Annotated in this window: 17 protein-coding genes; 4 read left to right on the forward strand and 13 right to left on the reverse strand. The window is 61.0% G+C overall.

The features are described from left to right. Window positions 1–369: 369 nt before the first annotated feature. The 6 genes from RCJ92_RS00260 to RCJ92_RS00285 form a co-directional block, all read right to left on the reverse strand. Entirely contained in the window at window positions 370–1,254 is an 885-nt protein-coding gene (locus tag RCJ92_RS00260; protein ID WP_446753404.1) for a hypothetical protein, read from the reverse strand. A gap of 2 nt (window positions 1,255–1,256) precedes the next feature. Further along, a complete protein-coding gene (locus RCJ92_RS00265; RefSeq protein WP_446753405.1) occupies window positions 1,257–1,529 on the reverse strand; it encodes a hypothetical protein in 273 nt (90 codons plus the stop codon). 529 nt (window positions 1,530–2,058) lie between these two features. Then, complete coding sequence (locus RCJ92_RS00270) at window positions 2,059–3,306, reverse strand: AAA family ATPase (protein WP_446753406.1); 1,248 nt, start codon at window positions 3,304–3,306, stop codon at window positions 2,059–2,061. 15 nt (window positions 3,307–3,321) lie between these two features. Beyond that, window positions 3,322–3,651 (reverse strand): hypothetical protein, encoded by a 330-nt coding sequence (locus RCJ92_RS00275; protein WP_446753407.1) that lies wholly within the window; start codon window positions 3,649–3,651, stop codon window positions 3,322–3,324. 307 nt (window positions 3,652–3,958) lie between these two features. Beyond that, window positions 3,959–4,588 carry a hypothetical protein gene (locus RCJ92_RS00280; RefSeq protein WP_446753408.1) on the reverse strand — a complete coding sequence of 210 codons (630 nt, stop codon included), beginning with the start codon at window positions 4,586–4,588 and terminating at the stop codon, window positions 3,959–3,961. Next, a complete protein-coding gene (locus RCJ92_RS00285; protein WP_346922119.1) occupies window positions 4,585–4,782 on the reverse strand; it encodes a helix-turn-helix domain-containing protein in 198 nt (65 codons plus the stop codon). Before RCJ92_RS00285 ends, RCJ92_RS00280 begins: the two co-directional genes overlap by 4 nt. A gap of 117 nt (window positions 4,783–4,899) precedes the next feature. Between RCJ92_RS00285 and RCJ92_RS00290 the strand changes: the two genes are divergently transcribed. After that, window positions 4,900–5,427, forward strand: coding sequence for a helix-turn-helix domain-containing protein (locus RCJ92_RS00290; RefSeq protein WP_446753409.1), 528 nt, complete (start codon window positions 4,900–4,902; stop codon window positions 5,425–5,427). Further along, the gene (locus tag RCJ92_RS00295) at window positions 5,414–6,484 is read left to right on the forward strand and encodes a site-specific integrase (protein ID WP_346922121.1); all 1,071 of its coding nucleotides are present in this window, start codon (window positions 5,414–5,416) and stop codon (window positions 6,482–6,484) included. Before RCJ92_RS00290 ends, RCJ92_RS00295 begins: the two co-directional genes overlap by 14 nt. Window positions 6,485–6,498: 14 nt before the next feature. Here the strand turns inward: RCJ92_RS00295 and glnA are convergent, their stop codons facing one another. Continuing rightward, window positions 6,499–7,923 (reverse strand): type I glutamate--ammonia ligase, encoded by a 1,425-nt coding sequence (glnA, locus tag RCJ92_RS00300; RefSeq protein WP_138178029.1) that lies wholly within the window; start codon window positions 7,921–7,923, stop codon window positions 6,499–6,501. Between the two features lie 227 nt (window positions 7,924–8,150). On the opposite strand from glnA, the gene RCJ92_RS00305 reads away from it, so the two are divergent. Next, on the forward strand, window positions 8,151–8,588 hold the full coding sequence (locus RCJ92_RS00305; RefSeq protein ID WP_054820885.1) for an RDD family protein: 438 nt from the start codon (window positions 8,151–8,153) through the stop codon (window positions 8,586–8,588). A 109-nt stretch (window positions 8,589–8,697) separates the two neighbouring features. On the opposite strand, the gene RCJ92_RS00310 is transcribed toward RCJ92_RS00305, so the two are convergent. From RCJ92_RS00310 to lipB, 3 genes are all read right to left on the reverse strand, one after another. After that, window positions 8,698–9,459, reverse strand: a complete 762-nt coding sequence (locus RCJ92_RS00310; RefSeq protein ID WP_054820886.1) for a DUF4191 domain-containing protein — start codon at window positions 9,457–9,459, stop codon at window positions 8,698–8,700. Between the two features lie 120 nt (window positions 9,460–9,579). Next, window positions 9,580–10,581, reverse strand: coding sequence for a lipoyl synthase (lipA, locus tag RCJ92_RS00315; RefSeq protein ID WP_446753410.1), 1,002 nt, complete (start codon window positions 10,579–10,581; stop codon window positions 9,580–9,582). Between the two features lie 33 nt (window positions 10,582–10,614). Further along, window positions 10,615–11,280: a lipoyl(octanoyl) transferase LipB gene (gene lipB / locus RCJ92_RS00320; RefSeq protein WP_360028571.1), complete on the reverse strand. Its 666-nt coding sequence runs from the start codon at window positions 11,278–11,280 to the stop codon at window positions 10,615–10,617. A 166-nt stretch (window positions 11,281–11,446) separates the two neighbouring features. Between lipB and RCJ92_RS00325 the strand changes: the two genes are divergently transcribed. After that, window positions 11,447–13,003, forward strand: a complete 1,557-nt coding sequence (locus RCJ92_RS00325) for a serine/threonine-protein kinase (protein ID WP_446753411.1) — start codon at window positions 11,447–11,449, stop codon at window positions 13,001–13,003. On the opposite strand, the gene RCJ92_RS00330 is transcribed toward RCJ92_RS00325, so the two are convergent. The 3 genes from RCJ92_RS00330 to lpdA all read right to left on the reverse strand — a co-directional run bounded on the left by RCJ92_RS00330 (window position 13,000) and on the right by lpdA (window position 16,771). Next, window positions 13,000–13,350: a hypothetical protein gene (locus RCJ92_RS00330; protein WP_054820889.1), complete on the reverse strand. Its 351-nt coding sequence runs from the start codon at window positions 13,348–13,350 to the stop codon at window positions 13,000–13,002. The genes RCJ92_RS00325 and RCJ92_RS00330 overlap by 4 nt on opposite strands. A 106-nt stretch (window positions 13,351–13,456) precedes the next feature. Beyond that, complete coding sequence (gene sucB / locus RCJ92_RS00335) at window positions 13,457–15,229, reverse strand: 2-oxoglutarate dehydrogenase, E2 component, dihydrolipoamide succinyltransferase (RefSeq protein ID WP_446753412.1); 1,773 nt, start codon at window positions 15,227–15,229, stop codon at window positions 13,457–13,459. A 162-nt stretch (window positions 15,230–15,391) separates the two neighbouring features. After that, a complete protein-coding gene (gene lpdA / locus RCJ92_RS00340) occupies window positions 15,392–16,771 on the reverse strand; it encodes a dihydrolipoyl dehydrogenase (protein WP_138178017.1) in 1,380 nt (459 codons plus the stop codon). Between the last annotated feature and the right edge of the window lie 73 nt (window positions 16,772–16,844).

The raw sequence follows: 16,844 nt of genomic DNA on the forward strand, positions 1-16,844 counted from the left end.
CTTGATCCTGTCACGAGTCCTGCAAGCCTCTTCGAGCTGCGCAAGCTCCAAGTCTGAGAGTTCAAACTCTGCCACCGTCGATGCCCAAAGAGCTTTACCGGGTGCGTTCAAACCCGTCGGAGTGCGAGGTTTAGATGGTTTAGTCGTCAAAATCTGAGTCCTTTCATAGAGATGCTAGAGCAGTTCGAGCGGCAAAATTGGCTAGAACCAGCGGATAAATCGATAGGGGTCAACGTTTAGGAGGCCACGCATGAAAGTTTGACTATGCCGGGTGGGAAGTTTGGTGGGGGGTGGGGGGATGGTAGGCCGCCCCGGATGCGCTGTGAGCCGCCGCCGTTGTGGTGACGGCTCACAGTGTGGTGTTGCTGGTTAGTTGATGTGTACGCCTGTTTCGTTGTCGGTGTAGTCGATCTGGTTGATGCCTGCTGCGATTGCGGTGCGCTGTAGTTGGTCGCGTTCGGCTTCGTAGGCTTCGTCTTCGGGATCGTAGGCGAACTGTCGAACGCCGTAGTTTGCTCGTTCTGCTCGGGTTTCCATTGGCTTTGGTTCGCGGTATGGCTTGATGCTGTTGAGTGCTGGTGCTTCGATGGTTGCTCCGAGCTTCCACAGTTCTCGCCATTGCAGGGCGCGGCCAGTGGTGTTGTTCCAGGCTTCCCAGACTCGGCGGCGGTGTAGGCCTTCGGCGTTGGTGGTTAGGCCGATGAGTAGCTGGTCTGCGTGTCCGGTTGGTTGGGTTACGCCTGCCAGTAGCGCTGCGGTGTGCAGGGTGGGTAGCAGTGCGGTGAGCTGGTAGGCGTGGGCGGGTGCGTCGGCCCATGCGGTGCGGGTGGTGCTATCGGCTTTGACCATGAGTTCTGGGCTGGCTTCGGAGTCCACTACGTCGAGTGCTTCGGTGAGCTGTTCGGCTAGGTCGTTGAAGCGTTCGCGGATGGTTTCGTAGTTGGCTTCGGCGACGGTGCGGTATTCGACGCGGAGCGCTGCGAGGATTTCGGCTGCTACGTTGTTGCGCACGGTCGCTTCGGTGACTGGGTTGCTACCTGCTGCGGCGATGGCGAGAGCGTGTAGGCGTGCGAGTTCTTCAGGTTTCACCTTGGGGTCGAGCACAGCCTTGGTGAGTGCTTCTTGCATGTCATCTTCAAGGCTGGCGAAGGTGTTCCACCGTTTGGTGAGTGCTTCGAATTTGGTGGTCGTGGTGCCGCCATTTTCGACGATGGTGTGTACCTGGCTGATGAAGTCTGCTGGGGTGGTTTTCATGGTTACTGTCCGTCCTTGTTGATGGTGGTGGTGAGCGCTTCGACTACTTTTTGTCGGAAGGCTTCGTTTTGGAATTGGGTTTGCGCTGCGGGGTCGGTTTTTGCCCCGTCTTGTGCGATGGCTTGCATGATGCTTTGTTTCAGTTCCGGCCCGTTGAGCGCTGGTGGCTGACTGGGAACGTCGTCGTGGTCTGCTGAGAGATCCACGCTGATGGGGTGGTTGATTGTCCCGAGGTGTTGTGCGAATAGGTCTCGGATTGATGGTTGCTGATTCATTTCTTCTCCTTAGTCAGCGATGGTTGCGGGTAGTGTCGGCTCTAGGGTGCCGTCTGCTGCGGTTAGCCCGGTGTGGGTGCTGTGGACCGGCTGAGGCGCTGTCGGGCGCTGTATGAGCCGTTGTGGGGCTTCTAGCTGGTCTGCGAGATCGTGCAGGGTGTCGGCCATGAGTCGCGCTTCAGTGACGGTGAGATGGGCTAGGACAGTGCCCCGGTGGAGCATCCCTATTCCTTGCGTGCGCTCTTGCGTTTCTTTATCTACCCAGACGTATGGACGCACCTTTGCCTGCGGGCGAAATCCTGATTTGTGGCTCAATTGTCTGTCTCCTCGAAACTCTTTGGGATAGTGATGATGTAACCGCTAGATTCTCCGCAATGGGCTACACGATGACCCGCTGCGGCTTGTAGGCTGCTTGCGCCGTGAGTGTGCGTGTGGTGGCAATGCGGACAGACGATTTGGACAACCACGGCGCCGGGATAAGTTCTGTTTTCCCAAGCATCGATTATGGGTGTCTCTGTATTCGTTGCGTTCATGCTGTTTTCCCTTCTCGGATGGTGGTGCAGGTGAAGCAGTCGCCGAAGATGTCCACTCCGTGGATGGGGCACTCTTCGGTCGAAGGTGTCACTTTTTCTCCCCAAGGTGTCGAAGGGGTCATGATCTGGGAACGTGACACCTTGGACACCTTCGTGACACCTTCGGTCGTTTCGGTAGGCTCTAACCGCCAGACCCAACCGGCACCGAAGTCGGACTTGGCGCTTAAGATCCGAGGATTTTTGCTCCTCTTACGGGCGTTCTTGAGTTCGTTGTCACTGAATCCAGCTGCTTTTCCTGCCTTGAGTACGTCTCCCGCCTTTGCTTCCCATGCGTCGTTTTGTTTGATGTAGTCGAGGATGAAGCCCTGGGCGGCGTTGCGGTCTTCATGTTCGCCTTCGTCGCCGTCGGTTCGGCTGATTAGGTCACTGACTGTTTGGTCGGTTTCGCCGAGGAAATTGACCTTTGCAACGCTGGCGGTTTCCCCGTCATCGGTAGTTACATCAACGGATTCCAGAACGAACTTGTAGGAGCCTTTCGTTTCCCCGTAGTTGTTTTTGTCCTGGCTGAAGATTCGTTCACCTGATTCCTCGTCTGTGGCAAAAGCCAGGTATGAGCGCGTGAGGTCTCGCCAGGCGTGTGAACCTGATAGCCCTCCACTCACGGTTCCCCCGCCTTTGTTGAAATGGTTGATCAAGATGAGCGCCATCTCTAGACGCTGGGCTAAGGCGATAAGTGGTTCGTAGGATTGTCTGACATCCTGGACCTTGTTCATGTCGCCGTGCATCAGCGAAGGGGCCGGATCTACTACCAGAACCTTGGCCCCGGTTTCCATGACGGCTTCTTCGATCACGTCCACGTCGAGCGGGAACTTGAGCGAACGGCGGCTGGTGTACTCGTCGAGTGTTGACTCAACTTCGATTTGGTAAATCCGGTCAAGGTCTGCGCCTGCTGCTTTGAGTCGTGGCACCATTACGGTGTCCCAGTCATCCTCGGGACCTATGACGATTGTTGCCATTTTCTGGCCATGTAAGTCGCCTGGAAGCTGGCCTCTACTGGCAAGGGCGGCGAGGTGCAACATGAAGGTTGTCTTCCCTTCACCGCCCTTACCGGCGACGATGGTTGCCGTTCCGAGGGGAATCACGCCTTGGCCAGTGAATGGCTCCCAGAACCATTTTTGGCGACGTGTCTGAATCTGACTGGCTGGTGTGAGAAGTACCCGCTTGGTTGGCAACTTATCGGACATTTTATGATTACCCTCCTACTGCTGTGCGATGAACCGCGGGGGGTTCACAAGGGGTGCTGGTTGTTCTGTCGGTGAAGTTTTCGGCCTGAGTCGTTGTCGTGCCGCATGGATGCTGATTGCGTCTTGCGCGGATTTGGCGAACTCTCGATGTGTTTTTTCGCCAGCTTCCATGGTGTAGAACAGTCGGGCGGCGTGCTCGGCGTGGGACTCTGCGGCCGCGTCTGCGGCGTTCCAGCCCTGCTTGTGCCCATCCTCTAGCCCGTGACGGTATCCCTGCTTGTATCCGGCGTTCAGGCCCTGTCGGAACACTTCGCTGTCTCGGGCTTCCCAGTAGTTGTCAGTCATCCGGCCCTGCTTCCACCGGGACCAATTTGTAGAGAGCCATCGATGCTTCAAGCCCATTTTGGGTGGCCCTGTCGATCACTCTTTGAGCGCTCGGTAAGTTCCAGTAGGCACGCCGTCTATGTCGCTTGGGTTCATGGTCTCCCCGCACTTCCACCACGACGATATGCACTCCATCAACGAGTCCTTGATGATTAGTAGTCAACGGGTACTCCTAACGCTGTGCAGATGATTTGGGGGACTGCCACAAGGGTGGTGAGGGTCAGTGCCAGTACTGCTAGCCGGATGGTGCGCTGAATGTTCTTGTGCATTACTGGTCACCGTCCTGGGTGAGTTCCATGTACGCCTGGAATAGTTCTGGTGCTTTGAGGTTGTTTTCCTCAGCGAGGGCAAATAGTCCGTTGACGGTGGGTGTGCCTTTGATGGGGTGCTGCTCCAGGTATTCCTTGGCGGCGGCGCGGTCGATTTGTGCGAGGACTTGATTCACCATGTTGGGTACGTGTTCGATTTGTTCGCGGGTCCAGGGCGCTTCGGTCCAGTCGCCATTGTCGGCGCACTTGTAATTGGACAGTTGGAACGTGATTCCGTTCTTGGTGTCCCAGTAGCTGTTGAGCTGTGCGTTGGAGTTGTCTAGGTAGACGCCGGGGCCGGTAAAGCTGTGTCCGAGGGTGGTGCAGTCTTCGTCCAGCTGCTCGTTGGGTGGGCATTCTGCGCCGCATGAACAGTGGTATTCGACGTTGAATCCTGCCGGGGCCTGTTCCCGCAGAGTGTTTGGGACGGGCAGGCCGCGTCGTTCGGCTTCGGCTACTAGGTCAATGGTGGTGTAGTCGGTAATGTTGGTCATGACTGATTCCTTTTCTGATGGATTGGTTGGTAGGGCCGCAGCGGATTCTTTGGCGAGAGTGCTGCGGTCCTTTTCTGTGCTCTGACTGTCGTTCACTTTGTTTCTTCCTTCTCGAACTGCTCGTTGAGCCACGCCTCTAGGTCGGCTTGGCGGTACATCACCCGTCCTCCGATGCGTGCGGACCTGGGGCCGGTGCCGAGGTGCCGCCAGTAGCGGAGTGTGGAGACTGGCACGCGCAGAAATTCCGCTGCCTCCTCTATTAGGTTCAAGGTGTATGGTCCAGCACTCATTGATCTCTCCGTTCACAGGATCTGCTTGTTAGCCTTCACAAGATTTTCTTGTTGCTTCGAAGATACAGGCAATTCTTGTCGTTGGCAACTGGCTGTTCTTGTCGGTAGCCTGTAGTCATGGAAAGTATCGATGTATCGGTAGGAGCGAACCTCAAGGAGTTCCGTGGATCTATGCCCCAAGCGGAACTCGCCCGGAGAATGACAGATAGGGGTTTCAAATGGTCCCAGGCGACCGTCTACGAAGTGGAAAGAGGGGGCAGGCCGCTAAAGCTATCCGAAGCCCTAGAACTCGCTGAAGTGCTTGGCATCGTTCCTGAACAACTTTGGTCCGGTTCTGTTGAAGGTCGAGCTGCGCGAGAAGCTTTGAAAGCGCATCGGGAATGGCAAGAGATACTGACGAAAATTCGTGAGGATGCATTGCGATTCGAGGCGATACGGCAGTCACTGGGGCGTCGGGCATTCCGCTTGATGAAGCTGATCGGACCGGACGATCCTCTGTGGGAACACACCAAGAAAATGTCTAGGGTCTCCAAATTAAAACTTCAGGAGGCATTGCAGCTCCTCGAAAAAGAGGAAAAAGAGCAACGCGTTCACTTGGCGCGAGAGCTGCTAGCTGCCGAGGAAGGCAAGAATGGCGTCGATTAAGAGGCGTCCTGATGGTAAGTGGCGTGCCAGGTATCGGGACGAGGCGGGGAAAGAGCACGCACGTCATTTTGGGCGCAAGGTAGATGCGCAGCGGTGGCTGGATGAGGTCACCGCGTCGGTAGTCACCGGGACGTATCTGGACCCGAAGAATGCTAGGACCACGATGCGGGAATGGTCAGAGCATTGGCTCAAGGGCTATGAGGTGAACCGTCCTGGTTCGGTGAAGCAGGCCAAAACTCATGTGAAGCGGATCAACGCCGTGTTCGGTGACGTGCCGTTGAAAGATATTCGTCCTACAGCTATCAAGAATTGGTTGGCCGCGCTCAAGAAGGAGGGACTAGCAGATTCCACGATTCATGCGCTGTATCGGCGGTTAGCTCATTTGCTGTCTGACGCCCTAGAAGATGGCCTGCTGGTGCGCACCCCCGTTAGCCGCAAGATCGCGCCTCCTACGGGCAAGCAGCGCCCGTACGTGGCAACTGAGGCCCAAGTGTGGGCGCTCCATGATGCGATGCCTGAGGGGATGAAGAACGTCATCCTGTTGGGTGCGTTTGCCGGGTTGCGGGTAGCTGAGATTTCAGCGTTGCGGGTGCAGGATGTGGACTCCTTGCGCGGATTTATCACACCGGCGATTCAGTATCCCGGTGTACCGCTGAAAACGGAGGAGTCGAAGAACCCTATCCCGATTCCTCGGGCGTTGGCTTATGAGCTGAATAAGAACCCGGCGAAGTGGGGGAGTGAGACGTTTGTGACGCTGGAGAATGGCCGGCCTGCTGCCCCGTACACGATTGAAGCCCGGTTCCGGGTTGCGCGGGCGACGGTAGAAGGGCTGCCGGAAGATTTCCGGATTCACGATCTGCGACATTTCTTCGCGTCATTTTTGATCGCTTCGGGTGAGGACGTCAAGAAGGTGCAGTCTGCTATGCGTCATGCCTCAGCGAAGACGACGCTCGATGTTTACGGGCACCTTATGGAGGACGCGAAAGAGTCCACACGTGCCGCCGTTGATGGTGCTTTGGCGGCTCGTGCGGACTCTCTGCGGACTAAGCGGGCTTGATCCTCGTAATTTAGCTAGCAGCCGTAGTAGAGCTCGAACTCGTACGGGTTCGGGCGCAGCGAGAGCGGACGGATCTCATTCTCGCGCTTGTACTCGATCCAGGTGCGGATCAGGTCCTCGGTGAACACTCCGCCTTCGAGCAGGTACTCGTAGTCCTCCTCCAGGGCCAGCAGTGCCTCCTCCAGGGTCTCCGGGGCGCGCTGGATGTCCTTGGCTTCCTCCGGGGGCAGCTCGTAGAGGTCCTTGTCGATCGGCTCGGCCGGCTCGATGCGGTTCTTGATGCCGTCCAGACCCGCCATCAGCTGGGCCGCGAACGCCAGGTACGGGTTCGAGGAGGCATCCGGGGCGCGGAACTCGATGCGCTTGGCCTTCGGGTTCGACCCGGTGACCGGGATGCGGATACCGGCCGAGCGGTTGCCCTGCGAGTAGACCATGTTCACCGGTGCCTCGTAGCCCTTGACCAGGCGGCGGTAGGAGTTCACGGTCGGGTTGGTGAAGGCCAGCACCGAGGACGCGTGCTTCAGCAGTCCGCCAATGTACCAGCGGGCGGTGTCGGACAGGCCCGCGTAGCCCTTCTCGTCGTAGAACAACGGGTCCCCATTGGACCACAGCGACTGGTGCACGTGCATGCCCGAACCGTTGTCCCCGAAGACCGGCTTGGGCATGAAGGTGGCGGACTTGCCCCAGGCGTCGGCCACGTTCTTCACCACGTACTTGAACAGCATCAGCTCATCGGCCGAGTGCACCATGGTGTTGAACTTGTAGTTGATTTCCGCCTGGCCAGCGGCACCCACCTCGTGGTGGCTGCGCTCGACTTCCAGCCCGACATTATCCAGCTCAACGCAGATCGCGTCGCGCAGGTCGGCCTGCTTGTCGGTGGGGGAGACCGGGAAGTAGCCGCCCTTGAACGGGGTCTTGTAGCCCTGGTTGCCGCCTTCTTCCTTGCGGCCGGTGTTCCAGGGGGCCTCGTCCGAATCGATCTGGTAGAACGCGCCCTGCGGGCTGGATTCGTAGCGGACGTCTTCAAAGATGAAGAACTCGGCTTCCGGGGCGAAGAACGCGGTGTCGGCGATGCCCGTCGATTCCAGGTAGGCCTCGGCGCGCTCGGCCACGCCGCGCGGATCGCGGTGGTAGGGCTCACCGGTGCGCGGGTTGATGATGGAGAAGTTGAATGCCAGGGTCTTTTCGATCCGGAACGGATCGAGGAAGCCGGTCTTCACATCCGGGATCAGCTGCATGTCCGAATCGGAGATGCCGGCGAAGCCGCGAATCGAGGACGCGTCAAAGAGCTGGCCGTTGACAAAGAAGTCGGCGTCCACTGACTTGGCAGGAACGTTGAAGTGCTGCTGCACACCCGGTAGGTCGGTAAAGCGAATATCGACGAACTTGACGTCCTCCTCGGCGATGTACGCCAAAGCTTCTTCTGGACTGGAAAACATGTGCAGGTTACTCCCTGTTGTCTATTGAAACGGTAAACAAGTCGGTCAAATCATGATCGCTTGCCCTTGCCTACTCCTCTACAATACCGAGGATCCGTTTCCCAGTGGTGTCTCTATTGTTTCTTGTGCGTTACAAAGCAGGGTTTTTCGCTTCTTTTACAGTGCCCGCCCTGTGCCGCCGGGCACACTCAATGGGTTCGCACAGTGAACCCCGATAAACTGGGGGAGTGGAACGAAAAGACTTGGGTTCCTGGCTGGAAGGACCCCCTCAGCTCAACACCCAGCAATGGCCCGGACAGCGACTGGGACGGCCCGAGCGGGGGCCCGGTTCAATTGCCCGCTTCCCCCGGCGTGTCGGGGCGATCATCATCGACTGGGCGCTGGCAATGCTGGTGAGCTGGTGGCTGTTTGATTCCGCCGCCTTGGCCACCCTGCTGCTCTTCTGCCTGGGCCAGATCATCACCGTTGGATTCACCGGCCACTCGATCGGCCATCGGGCGCTGGGCATGCAGGTCCAGTCCATGGACGGCACCGCGATCAAGCCGCTGACCGGTCTGGTGCGCTCGGTGCTGCTGTGTCTGGTCATTCCCGCTCTGATTGCGGACGCCGACCAGCGGGGCCTGCACGACCGCGCCGGAGGCAGCGTTCTGGTGAGCATCCGCTAAGCCTGCCCGATCCACGCGGCAAAGACCCGGCCGGTCAGGAAAGCACTGGGGTTAAATGAAAGCGAGCCGTGCACCCACCAGGGTGCACGGCTCGCTTTCATTCGGTGGTTTACCGCCCGCGCATGGCGCGACGGCTCGGACGCACCTTGTTCGGGTCAATCCCCTTCGGAATCGGCAGACGATTCGCGCTCAGGGTGGTCAGGCGCTTATCCACTGCACTGACCTCAAGCTTCGACAAGGTCTTGGGAAGCTTCTTCATCTTCTTGCTGACCTCAGGCAACGGGGTCTGGTTCTCGCCGCTGCCGGCATTGATCACGGTGATCGGAACGTTGGGCAGCACACGGCCGATGCGCTTGCGCTCGGAGCTGACCAGCTCGCGAACACGGCCGTTCGGGCCCTCGGTGACCAGCACGACTCCGGCGCGGCCCACACCCAGGAACACCAGGTCCTGGTGGCGGTTGGCGGCTACCGGCTCCTGCTTCAGGATCCAGCCGCGGCGCAATACGCTCATCGCGGCGCCGGCAGCACCCGGGCGTCCCTCCAACTGCGTAAACGCGGCCTTCTCGGCGCGACGGGAGAGGACAAACATGGCCGCCAACAAGCCCAACGGGATCGAGATCAGCAGCATCGTGATCCAGTTGTTCAGCAGGATGCCGATCAGCAGACCCACCGCAACAACACCCAGGCCAGCCAGCAACATCCACCACACGACCATCGGGTCATTGCGGCGAGTCATCTGGAACACCTGGCCCATTTGCTTCAGGCGACCGGGCTCTTTATTCGGCTTATCGGCTTTTGGTTTGCGCGAGAACAGGCCACGCTTGGGCTGCGGGTCTGTGTTGGATGCGACATTGTCGGAGTTTTTGGCCATAGTGACTCAATTCTACCCGAGTCCACTGCCCACGTTCCATCCGGGAACGGCAAAGTCCCGACCACACAGTGGTGATCGGGACCTTGCTCGGGCCACAGGCCGCCTCGTGGGGCAGCAACGCTAGTTGGTGACCAGGGAGGCTGCTTCCTGGCGGGTGTTGCCCGAGGACTCAATGTGCGCCAGCGCTTCGGGGATCTCGCGACCCTTCTTGCGCATTGCCCCGGCCCACAGGCGTCCGGCGCGGTAGGAGGAACGCACCAGCGGGCCGGACATGACCCCCAGGAACCCGAGCTCCTCCGCTTCCTGCTGCAGCTCCAGGAATTCCTGGGGCTTGACCCAGCGGTCCACCGGCAGGTGGCGTTCGGTGGGGCGCAGGTACTGGGTGATGGTCAGCAGGTCGCAGCCGGCCTCATGCAGGTCCGCCATGGCCTCGGAAATTTCCTCACGGGTCTCGCCCATGCCCAGGATCAGATTGGACTTGGTGATCAGCCCGCGCTTGTGACCGTGCGTGATGACGTCCATGGACCGTTCATAGCGGAAGGCCGGGCGGATGCGCTTGAATATGCGCGGCACGGTTTCCACGTTGTGGGCGTAGACCTCCGGGGCCGAATCGCAGATCGCGTCCAGGTTCTCCGGCTTGCCGGAGAAGTCGGGAATCAGCAGCTCGACGCCGGTGTTGTCGTTGAATTGGTGAATGCGGCGCACGGTTTCCGCGTACAGCCACACGCCCTCATCCTCCAGGTCATCACGGGCCACGCCGGTGACGGTGGCGTAGCGCAGATCCATCTTCTTCACGCTCATGGCCACCTTGAACGGCTCCGAGCGGTCCAGCGCCGAGGGCTTGCCCGTGTCAATCTGGCAGAAATCGCAGCGACGGGTGCATTCCGACCCGCCAATGAGGAAGGAAGCCTCGCGGTCCTCCCAGCATTCGAAGATGTTGGGGCAGCCAGCCTCTTCGCAAACCGTGTGCAGTCCTTCGGACTTGACCAGGTTCTTCAGACCGACGTACTCCGGTCCGATGTTCAGTTTGGCCTTGATCCACTCCGGCTTGCGTTCCACCGGAACCTTGGAGTTGCGTTGCTCGACGCGCAGCATTCGACGGCCTTCAGGGGCGACACTCATGTGTATTGCTCTTTCTGAGGAAGTAGGAAGGTCTTAAGCGACGGGAAGGGAGGTGACAACCTGGGGCGTGAGCAGACGATCCAGCTCTTCTTGCACCCGGTCGGCGACGTCTACGGGATTCACGGTGCGTCCCAGCTCCTGGGAGATCGAGGTGACCCCGGCATCGGTAATGCCGCAGGCAATGATCTGCTCGTAGGGTTCCAGGGAGTTGGAGCAGTTCAGGGCGAAACCGTGCATGGTCACCCCATGGTTGATGCGAATGCCGATGGCGGCAATCTTGCGGTCCTGCTGCACGCCGTCACCCGGAACCCAGACTCCCGAGCGTCCCTTGATCTGGACGGTTCGGATGCCCAGTTCGGCCAGGACGTTCATCAAGGCTTCTTCAAGGGTTTCCACATACAGGCGGATGGCGTTGATCTTCTTGAGCTTGACGATCGGATACCCGATCAGCTGCCCCGGTCCATGCCATGTCAGCTGTCCACCGCGGTCAACCTCAACCACGGGGGTGCCGTCCTGCGGCAACTGCTCATCTTCGGTACGGCGTCCAGCGGTGTAGACCGCCTCGTGTTCCAGCAGAAGGATTCTGGGGGCTTCTTCGTCGGCAGCCACGGCGTCGTGGAGACGTATTTGGTAGTCCCAGGCTTCCCTGTAGGGAACCAGCGATTCGCCTAGACCGAGTCGTTCGAATTCGATCGTCATGAGCTTCAGCCTACGCCTAATGCGTAAAGGGCTCGAGTTGGTAACGAAACAACGAATGTGGATAACTTAAACGCGTAATACAAGTTTGCTTTACAACGGAGTCATGGAATATGAACTCAGCCCGTTCGCGTGGCCCGAATGTGAAGGCTACCTGACCCTCAGGTCGTTGGACGATGCCCAAGATTCGCGGGTGTGGCTCGTCCAACGCGAAGCCGACCAATGCTTCCTGGTCATGAAGCTGGCCTCCCAGACTGAAACGCTGGCCACGATCCGGCAGGGGACCGACGGGCCCAACGATCAGCACACCATCAAGCTTCATGACACGGTGATGACCAACCGGGGGCCGGCGCTGCTGGTGGAATACTGTCCCGGGGGCAGCTTGGGCCAAATGGTCGCTGCCCGCGGCCCACTGCCGCTGGGGGAGGTGATTACCGCATTGGCTCCGGTCGCCCAGTCGGTCGCGCGCCTGCACTCCCAGGGGCTGGCGCACGGGGACGTGTCCCCGAACAACATCCTGCTCTCCGCCGAGGGGATGCCCAAGCTTTGTGACTTCCAAGAAGTGAACCTGCTGGACGAAAATAATCACAGGGCTGGCACCCCAGGGTTCATCGCGCCGGAAGCAGGGGACTCACCGGCAACAGCGCCCGATGCGGTGGCTAACGGCGAGGCGCGGGATGTCTACGCGCTCGGGGCCTGTCTGTGGTACCTGCTCAGCGCCAAGGTCCCCGACCCTCCGGCGCTGCGTGCGCCGGTGACGCTGGTGTTTGAGGATCTGCCGGAAACCGTGCTGGACCTGCTGCTGGATGCGCTGCATCCAGAACCGACCGCGCGTCCCAGTGCCGACCAATTCGCCCGCAGCCTGTACGCCAGCGGGCAGGCCGAACCACTGAACTGGACTGAATCGGTTCCCGCCCAGGCATCACACCTGATGGCGACCATTCATCCGCCAGCACCCCGCGGCCGACGCCGGGCCATGCGTTCGCGGCCGGAGCGTCGGCAACGATTGGTTCCGGAACGGCCCGAAGTCACCCAGGAACAAGCCCGACGCTTCGAGGACCGGCACGCCCTGAAACCCACGCCCGGTGGTCGACGGCTGATCGCCGCGGCATTGCTCGGTTTGTTCATGGTCGTCATTGCTGGGCTGGGGGTGAATCACTGGCAGTCGCAAACCGATGCCAACGCCGCCAACGGCGAGCAGGCACCAGTGGATGCTTCCCGAACCTGCTCCATTCAGTCCGATGCCCAGTTGCCGCCCTGCGCTCAGTCACCGGACGCCGTCGGGGCAGCCTTGTTGAAACTGACCCACGCGCGGGACCGGGCATTCAACTCGGGCGACTATCAGGCGCTCTCCAAGCTCTATGTGCCGGAAGCTAAACAACTGGGTGAAGATGCCCGGGTCCTGCAGGAATTGAAGGATATGGACCTGGGGGTCACCGGGATGCGAACCCGACTGAGCGGGATCGAAGTCGTGGCGCGAAGCTTCCCGGACACCGTGGTCCTGGAGGCGCATAGTGTGCTTGACCCGTACGCCTATCGAAGCCTGTCGAGCGAAGAAGATGTTCACCGGGCCCAGCAGGCCCGGGCCGAGCGAGTCCGCTTCGAACTGCGCCAACATACCGGGCAGTGGCTCATCTCGCGGATTCTTGCCCGGGAGACGACAAATGGGACCGCCGCGAACGGCGATCCCATGAGCGGGTATGAAACCGGGCCTGTCGAGGACTAGTTCCAGAGGGTGGCGATCAGGATGTTCACCAGGGCCAGGCCGCCGGTGGCATGCGCGATGCCAGTGGAAACCTCCTCGCCGGCCTTGACCTTCTTGCGGCCCAGGAACGCGGTCACCACGATGGCGATGGAGATGACCAGCTTGATGCCGATCTTCATGTGGTTGACGGTGCCGTCTTGCATTTCAATGACGCCGACCAGGGCCAGGCCGGTGATCAACTGGGTCAGTGCGCCAATCCACTGCCACAGGTTGACGGTAGGGGTCTTGAAGTTGGCCAGCCAGCCGCCGAAGATGGCCGCAGCCCCCAGGATATGGAGCATTACCAGAACGTTAAACAGGAAAGTCATGCTTCAAGAATAGTCTGCTTCGACAAATTGTAGAAATGCCGAAGGCCCGCTGGAACACGCGGTGCCGCGTGTCAGCGGGCCTTCGGCAAGCCGGGCTGATCAGGGCCTAGAGGCCAAGATCACCTTCGAATGCGCCACCCTCCAGGCGGGCCTTGACGGTCTGCAGGAAGCGACCGGCGTCGGCGCCGTCCACCAGGCGGTGATCGTAGGTCAGGCACAGGTACATCATGTGGCGCACGGCAATCGAGTCGTTGCCTTCGGCGTCGGTGATGACCATCGGGCGCTTGACGATCGCGCCGGTGCCCAGGATGGCAACCTGCGGCTGGTTGATGATCGGGGTGTCGAACAGCGCGCCGACCGAACCGATGTTGGTGATGGAGAAGGTTCCACCGGCCAGCTCATCGGGACCGATCTTGTTGCTGCGGGTGCGCTCGGCGACATCGGCGATCTTCGAGGCCAGGCCGGCCAGGTTCAGGTCACCGGCGTTGGCCACGACCGGAACCAGCAGGCCGCGATCGGTGTCCACCGCGAATGCCAGGTGCTCGGCATTGTGGTAGGTGATCTGCTGGCTCTGCTCGTCGTACTCGGCATTCAGCGTCGGGTGCTGCTTCAGGCCCTCGGCGACGGCCTTGGCGATGAACGGCAGGTAGGTCAGGTTCACGCCGTTGGTGGCCTTGAACCCGGCCTTGGCCTTGGCACGCAGGTTGACCACGCGGGTCATGTCGATCTCGTGGACCTGGGTCAGCTGGGTGGAGACATCCAGCGACTCGCGCATGCGGCGGGCAATGACCTGGCGGATGCGCGGAGCCTTGACGGTGGTGCCACGCAGCGAGGAGGCCTCGACGGCCGGAGCGGCCTTGGCCGCCGGAGCCGACGGCGCGGCAGCGGCCGGAGCGGACTGGGCGGCGGCCTTCTTGGCCTCCACCGCGTCCAGCACATCCTGCTTGCGGATGCGGCCACCGACACCGGTACCGGTCACGGTGCTCAGGTCAATGTCGTTTTGGTTGGCCAGACGACGCACCAGCGGGGTGACGTAGCCGGCGCCCTCGGAACCGCCGGCGGCCGGAGCCGGGGCGGCAGCGGGGGCTTCCTGCTTCTTCTCGGCCGGGGCCGGAGCTGCGGGAGCCTCTTCCTGCTTCGGAGCAGCCGGAGCGGCCGGAGCCTCTTCCTGCTTCTTCTCGGCCGGGGCCGGGGCTTCTTCCTTCTTCTCGGCCGGGGCCGGAGCCTCTTCGTTGGCGGCCGGTGCGGCCGAGCCGGAGCCGATGACGGCCAGTACGGCGCCCACTTCGGCTTCCTCGTCCTCGTTCACGCGGATTTCCAGCAGCTTGCCGGCCACGGGGGAGGGGACCTCGGTGTCGACCTTGTCGGTGGAGACCTCCAGCAGCGGCTCGTCAACCTCCACGTCGTCGCCGACCTGCTTCAGCCAGCGGGTGACGGTGCCTTCGGTGACCGATTCGCCCAGGGCCGGCAGGGTGACCTCGGTGCCCGAGGCGTCACCCGAAGCGGCCGGAGCCGACTCGGTGGACTGCTCGGCGGCCGGGGCCGATTCCTGCTGCGGTGCGGACTCTTCCTGCGCCGGCTCCTCAGCGGCCGGTTCCTCGGCCTGCTGCTGATCGGAACCGGAATCCGAGCCTGCGCCCGAGCCATCGCCAATGCGCACCAGCGGCGCGCCGACTTCGGCTTCCTCGTCCTCGGCCACCAGGATTTCCTCGATCACGCCGGCAACCGGGGAGGGCACCTCGGTGTCGACCTTGTCGGTGGAAACTTCCACCAATGGCTCGTCGACCTCGACACGATCGCCGACCTGCTTGAGCCAACGGGTCACCGTGCCTTCGGTAACGCTCTCACCCAATGCGGGCAGGTTTACGGTTTCAGACATCTTCCCGTATCTCCTCTGAAAATTTAAAAGCTATTAGGTTGGTCCGCGGTGCCGGCTTGCCTCAAGCGGCCCGCGAGCCCACGTGGTTGATGGAGGCGTTGCCTCCGAGCCTAGCGGACGAAGCAGCGTGCCGTTGCGGACACGCTGCTTCATGACGGGCAACTAGCCGTGCAGCGGCTTGCCGGCCAGGGCCATGGCGGTCTCGCCCAGGGCCTCGTTCTGGGTCGGGTGGGCGTGGACCAGCTGGGCCACATCCTCCGGGTAGGCTTCCCAGTTCACGATCAGCTGGGCCTCGCCGATCTGCTCGCCAATGCGGCTGCCGACGCCGTGCACGCCCACGATCGGGCCGTTCTTCACGCGCACCATCTTGATGATGCCGCTGGTGCCCAGGATCGAGGACTTGCCGTTGCCGGCCAGGTTGTATTCGGTGGTCTCGACCTGATCGGCGCCGAACTTCTCCTTGGCCTTCGGCTCGGTGTAGCCCACCGAGGCGATTTCCGGCTCGCAGTAGGTGACCTTCGGGATGTTGATGTCTTCGATGATGGTCGGCTTCAGGCCGCCGATCTCCTCGGCAACGAAGATGCCCTGCTGGTAGCCGCGGTGGGCCAGCTGCAGGCCGGGGACGATGTCGCCGACGGCGTAGATGTTGCCCACGCCGGTGTGCAGGCGCTCATCGGTGATCACGAAGCCGCGGTCGATGGTGATGCCCTGCTCCTCGAAGCCGAAGCCCTCGGTGACCGGGCCGCGTCCCACGGCCACCAGCACGATGTCGGCTTCCAGGGTCTTGCCGTCGGCCAGCGAGACCTTCACGCCGTTCTCGTCCTGCTCGACCTTTTCGAAGAAGACACCGGTGTTGAACTTGATGCCGCGCTTCTTGAAGGAGCGCTCCAGCACCTTGATGATGGCCGGGTCCTCGTTCGGGACCAGGGAAGGCAGGCCCTCCACGATGGTCACGTCCACGCCGAAGGACTTCCACACGCTGGCGAACTCGACGCCGATCACGCCGCCGCCGAGCACGATGGCGCTCTTGGGCATGGTGTCCATGTTCAGCGCCTCGGTGCTGGTCAGCACGCGTCCGCCGATTTCCAGGCCGAAGGTCTTGGAGGTCGAACCGGTGGCCAAGACGATGTTCTTGCCCTTGTAGCGGTTGCCGTTGACCTCGATGGTGTCCTGGGAGACCAGGCGGCCTTCGCCTTCGATGACGTTGATCTTCTTCATCTTCAGCAGACCGCTCAGGCCCTTGAACTTGCCGGCCACAATGCCGTCCTTGTAGCTGCGCACCGCACCCAGGTCAATGGAGTCAAGGGTGGTGTTGATGCCGTACTTGGCGCTTTCGCGTGCGTTGTCGGCCAGCTCCGCCGAGTGCAGGTAGGCCTTGGTCGGGATGCAGCCGGTGTGCAGGCAGGTGCCGCCGAGCTTTCCCTTCTCGATCAGGCCAACGGTGAGGCCCAGCTGGACGGCGCGCAGGGCGACCGAGTATCCAGCGGAACCGCCACCGAGGATGAGGACATCGAATTCTTGCGTTGCTGCCGATTCGGCCACGTGAACGCTCCCTCGTAATAGCTAATCTGGTCGACTTCTGGCCGACCGGGGATCGGGTGGGACACGCTGCGCA

The sequence above is a fragment of the Glutamicibacter sp. BSL13 genome (assembly GCF_052928425.1).

Excerpts from the sequence above, each read along its gene's own strand:
- RCJ92_RS00260 (WP_446753404.1), bottom strand. The coding sequence starts at position 1,254 with ATGAAAACCACCCCAGCAGACTTCATCAGCCAGGTACACACCATCGTC.
- RCJ92_RS00265 (WP_446753405.1), bottom strand. The coding sequence starts at position 1,529 with ATGAATCAGCAACCATCAATCCGAGACCTATTCGCACAACACCTCGGG.
- RCJ92_RS00270 (WP_446753406.1), bottom strand. The coding sequence starts at position 3,306 with ATGTCCGATAAGTTGCCAACCAAGCGGGTACTTCTCACACCAGCCAGT.
- RCJ92_RS00275 (WP_446753407.1), bottom strand. The coding sequence starts at position 3,651 with ATGACTGACAACTACTGGGAAGCCCGAGACAGCGAAGTGTTCCGACAG.
- RCJ92_RS00285 (WP_346922119.1), bottom strand. The coding sequence starts at position 4,782 with ATGAGTGCTGGACCATACACCTTGAACCTAATAGAGGAGGCAGCGGAA.
- RCJ92_RS00290 (WP_446753409.1), top strand. The coding sequence starts at position 4,900 with ATGGAAAGTATCGATGTATCGGTAGGAGCGAACCTCAAGGAGTTCCGT.
- RCJ92_RS00295 (WP_346922121.1), top strand. The coding sequence starts at position 5,414 with ATGGCGTCGATTAAGAGGCGTCCTGATGGTAAGTGGCGTGCCAGGTAT.
- glnA (WP_138178029.1), bottom strand. The coding sequence starts at position 7,923 with ATGTTTTCCAGTCCAGAAGAAGCTTTGGCGTACATCGCCGAGGAGGAC.
- RCJ92_RS00310 (WP_054820886.1), bottom strand. The coding sequence starts at position 9,459 with ATGGCCAAAAACTCCGACAATGTCGCATCCAACACAGACCCGCAGCCC.
- lipA (WP_446753410.1), bottom strand. The coding sequence starts at position 10,581 with ATGAGTGTCGCCCCTGAAGGCCGTCGAATGCTGCGCGTCGAGCAACGC.
- lipB (WP_360028571.1), bottom strand. The coding sequence starts at position 11,280 with ATGACGATCGAATTCGAACGACTCGGTCTAGGCGAATCGCTGGTTCCC.
- RCJ92_RS00330 (WP_054820889.1), bottom strand. The coding sequence starts at position 13,350 with ATGACTTTCCTGTTTAACGTTCTGGTAATGCTCCATATCCTGGGGGCT.
- sucB (WP_446753412.1), bottom strand. The coding sequence starts at position 15,229 with ATGTCTGAAACCGTAAACCTGCCCGCATTGGGTGAGAGCGTTACCGAA.